The sequence below is a fragment of the Spirillospora sp. NPDC046719 genome (assembly GCF_040645715.1).
GTDB lineage: Bacteria > Actinomycetota > Actinomycetes > Streptosporangiales > Streptosporangiaceae > Spirillospora.
The window spans coordinates 1-3,453 of record NZ_JBEYYT010000690.1 but is presented as its reverse complement, the minus strand read 5'-3'; the positions used below and the strand labels follow the sequence as shown (position 1 = coordinate 3,453).

4 protein-coding genes are annotated in these 3,453 nt (G+C 77.1%); all 4 read right to left on the bottom strand.

Translation table 11 applies throughout. The features are described from left to right. Nucleotides 1-698 (bottom strand): glycosyltransferase (locus ABZ914_RS48680; RefSeq protein ID WP_500201406.1); only part of this gene is annotated, 698 nt, incomplete at its 3' end. 8 nt (nt 699-706) lie between these two features. Further along, a complete protein-coding gene (locus ABZ914_RS48675) occupies nt 707-1,702 on the bottom strand; it encodes a glycosyltransferase family 4 protein (protein ID WP_433234121.1) in 996 nt (331 codons plus the stop codon). Then, on the bottom strand, nt 1,699-2,727 hold the full coding sequence (locus tag ABZ914_RS48670; protein WP_500201405.1) for a glycosyltransferase family 9 protein: 1,029 nt from the start codon (nt 2,725-2,727) through the stop codon (nt 1,699-1,701). The genes ABZ914_RS48675 and ABZ914_RS48670 overlap by 4 nt, the downstream gene beginning before the upstream one ends. Further along, on the bottom strand, nt 2,724-3,453 hold a 730-nt coding region (locus ABZ914_RS48665; RefSeq protein ID WP_500201404.1), incomplete at its 5' end, for a D-glycero-alpha-D-manno-heptose-1,7-bisphosphate 7-phosphatase. The genes ABZ914_RS48665 and ABZ914_RS48670, both read right to left, overlap by 4 nt.

Here is a 3,453-nt window from a genome sequence, read left to right as displayed (position 1 = left end):
GCCCGGATCGCGGTGTCCACGCCCTTGCGCTCGACGAGCCGGGACAGCACGACGAGGCGGTGCCGCTCCCGGCCGTCCGCGCTGTGCCCGTCCGGGGTGAACAGGCGGAGGTCGACACCGCACGGCACCACCGAGATCCGCTCGCGCGGAAGGCCCATCGCGGCCAGCTCGGCGACCTCGTCGGCGCAGGTGGCGATGACCGCGTCGGCGGACAGGCCGATCGCGCGCTCCAGCTGGAGCCGCGACGCCGGGCTGGTGTCCTTGCCGCCCTGGTGGCGCCGCTTCACGGTGCCGAGCGCGTGGTAGGTCTGCACCACCGGCACGCGCCGCGCCAGGGTCGGCGCGGACGCCTGGAGCGCGGCGAGGCCGCTCATCCAGAAGTGCGCGTGCGCGACGTCCGGCGGGTCCGCGGCCCAGCGCTGCTCCAGGTACAGCCCGAAGTCGCGCATCCACCGCAGCAGGTCGTCCTTGCCGACGCGCTCGGCGGGGCCCGCCGGGACGTGCTCGACCGTCACGCCGGGCGCGAGCCGCACCCGGCGCGGCAGGGCGGGCGCGTCCCGCCGCGTGTAGACGGTGACGTAGTGGCCCTGCCGGCCGAGCTCGGCCGCCAGTTCCGCGACGAAGACGTTCTGGCCGCCGCCGTCCGCCCCGCCCAGCCCGCCCTTGGCGGCCAGCGGGCTGGCGTGCTCGGAGATCATGGCTATTCTCATCGCGTTACCTCCGTGAGAGTTCGCTCCCAGTCGCGCAGGAACCGCGGCAGGCCGTAGCGTTCGACGGCGTGGGCGCGCGCCTCCTTGCCCATCTGGCGGGCGCGCGGCGGGTCGGCGGCCAGGGTCCGCGCGGCGTCGGCCAGTGCGGCGACCCGCGTGGACAGCACCCCGGCCTCCGGCGGCACCGCCTCGACCGCCTCGGTGGTGGCGAGCGCCACCACGGGCAGGCCGAGCATCATGGCCTCGATCAGGGCGAGGCCGAGCGAGGTCCACCGGTAGGGGTGGACGTAGACGCGGCGGCGGGCGAGCTCCTCGTGCATCCGCGCCTGCGGGAGGTCCTCGAACGTCCACAGCGACTCCGGCGCGATGCCGAGCGCCTCCGGGACGCCCGCGACGTTCATGCCGAACAGGTCCAGGGGGACGGCGCGCGCCAGGCCGGCGAGCAGGTCGGTCCCGGCGACGCGCCCGCGCCGCAGCGGGTCGTTGATGACGACGCCCGCCCGGGGCATGTCGCCGGTGCAGCGGTAGCCGGGGTCGACGACGCCGTGCTCGATGACCGTGGTCGGCGCGCGGCCGCAGTTCCAGAACAGCCGGTTGAAGTGGGTGACGTGCACGACCGGGATGTCGTCGCGGTCGTGCAGGAAGTGGCGGCTGTCGGGGACGACCTCCTCGGGGAGGCTCGCGTCCGCGGGCGTGCGGCGGGGGGTGTCGTGCTCGACGTAGACGGCGGGGACGTCGCGTCCGGGGCGGCGGCCGAGCCATTCCTCGGCGAGCCTCAGCTCGTGGGGGCGTTGCAGGACGACGACGTCGACGTCCTCGTGCCGCAGCCGCTCGGGGGTCACCTCGACGGCGCGGTCCGGCCAGGTGAAGGTGTCGGGGCGTCCCCGGCCGTCGGGCCCCCGGTCCGGCGTGACGGGGACGAGCGTGGTCTGCGGCCCGTGCACGAACGACGTGGCCCACGAGCCGTGGACGTGCCAGAGCAGGACTCTCATCGGGCGGGGGCCTCCTCACGGGGGGTTCCGCGCGGGTCCGCGGCGACGACCTCGACGGCGGCGGCGACCTCGTCGGCGCCGACCGACGCCAGGCAGGGGTGGCCCTCCACCGGGCACTCGCGGGCGCGGCTGTCCTTGCAGGGGGCGCCCTGGTCGCCGAGCAGCGCCATCGGCACCCCGAACGGCGCCCACCGGGCGGCGGGCACGGTCGGCGCGAACAGCGACACGACGGGGGTGCCGACGGCGGCGGCGAGGTGCGCGGGGCCGGTGTTGCCGGCGACGACGGCGCGCGCGCCGCGCAGCACCGACGCCAGCTCCGGCAGGGCGGTGCGGCCGCCGAGGTCGAGGCCGTCCTCCCCGGCGACCAGCGCGGTCAGCTCCTTCTCCTCGCCGTGCCCGGTCACGACGACCCGGTGGCCGGCGGCGCGCAGCAGCCGGACGGCCTCGGCGCACCGCTCCGGCGGCCAGGCCCTCGCCGGGACGGACGTCCCCGGATGCACGACCACGTAGCCGGGGCCGCCGGTGAGGTGGTCGGTGTCGGGCAGCGGCTCGCGTACCCGCAGCCGGGTGTCGGCGGGCGCCGGGAACCCGGCGTCCTCGGCGAGGGCCAGCATCCGCAGCGGCTCGGGCACGTCGCCCTCCGGACGGTGCCGCAGGTCCAGCAGTGAGCCGGGGTAGTCCTCGCTGATGCCGCCGATCCACGGGGTCCCGGCCAGCCGCAGCAGCAGCGCGAGCGGCAGCGGCGACTGGTGGAACGAGGTGAGGACCAGCGCCCGGTCGAAGCCCGCCAGCCTCGCGACGGCCCGCTCGATGTCGGCCCGGTCGACCGGGTCGGGCTCCGGGTCGATCCAGGGCGCGCGCCACTCGATGACCGCGTCCACGCCGGGCAGCAGGTCGGCGGCGGCGCGGCCGCGCGGGCCGCACAGCAGCACGACCTCGTCCGCGCGTGCGGCGACCGCCCGTACCGCGGGCCCGGCGAGCAGCACGTCGCCGAGGTTGTCCTGGCGTGCCAGCAGCACCCTCATCGCGACCGCCTTCCGCCGAGGACCAGATCGACGGCGGCGCCGAGGTTCGGCGCGGTCTCCAGCGCCCGCGCGATCTCGGCGGGCCGGGTGCGGACGGTCGGCACCAGGATGCCCCGCGCGCCGGCCGCCGCCGCGGCCTCGATGTCGCGGCCGATGTCGCCGATGACGGCGCAGTCGGCCGGCAGCGCGCCGAGCCGCCGCACGGCCCGCACGATCATCCCGGGCCGCGGCTTGCGGCACTCGCAGCCGTCGTCGCCGTCGTGCGGGCAGAACTCCCACACGTCGATGCGGCCGAGCAGCTCCTCGACCCGCGCGTTGACGCGCCGGACGTCGCGGACCGTGATCCGCCCCTTCGCGACGCCCGACTGGTTGGACACCACGCCGATCCGCACACCGTGCCGGCGGAGCCGGTCCAGCGCCCGCCGCGCGCCCGGCATCGGCTCGACCAGCGCCGGGTCGCCGTTGTACGGGACGTCGCGGATGAGGGTGTCGTCGCGGTCGAACAGCACGACCCACGGCCCCGCCCACGGCCGGGCGTCGCGGTGCGCCAGCAGCCCCCTGATCCGGTGCGCGACGGCGGCGGGCGGGATGGCGGCGCTGGTCACCGCCATCTTCAGCACCTCGCCGGGCGTCCGGGGCCCGGGACGGACCCGCTCGAACGCGAACCGGGCGGTCGAGACCGCCCACGCACCGGCGGCCAGCGCCGCGGCGGCCGTGCCGGTCAGA

Coding starts and splice junctions, on each gene's coding strand:
- ABZ914_RS48675 (WP_433234121.1), bottom strand. CDS start 1,702: ATGAGAGTCCTGCTCTGGCACGTCCACGGCTCGTGGGCCACGTCGTTC.
- ABZ914_RS48670 (WP_500201405.1), bottom strand. CDS start 2,727: ATGAGGGTGCTGCTGGCACGCCAGGACAACCTCGGCGACGTGCTGCTC.